The organism is Paenibacillus sp. MMO-58 (assembly GCF_037146255.1).
Taxonomy (GTDB): Bacteria; Bacillota; Bacilli; order Paenibacillales; family Paenibacillaceae; genus Pristimantibacillus.
The window spans coordinates 1-222 of the sequence record NZ_JBBCVY010000064.1; the positions used below are offsets into that span (position 1 = coordinate 1).

The following is a 222-nucleotide window of genomic DNA, read 5'->3' on the forward strand; positions in this document are numbered from 1 at the left end:
TTAAAAGGGTGATGGCGTGCCTTTTGTAGAATGAACCGGCGAGTTACGTTCACGTGCAAGGTTAAGTCGGGAAGACGGAGCCGCAGCGAAAGCGAGTCTGAATAGGGCGAAATAGTACGTGGTCGTAGACCCGAAACCGTGTGATCTACCCCTGTCCAGGGTGAAGGTGCGGTAACACGCACTGGAGGCCCGAACCCACGAATGTTGAAAAATTCGGGGATG

At 53.6% G+C, this 222-nt stretch carries 1 rRNA gene; it reads left to right on the forward strand.

What is annotated here, in order from left to right:
* Positions 1-222: ribosomal RNA gene (locus WFJ73_RS33320) — 23S ribosomal RNA — on the forward strand; the annotation flags it as partial.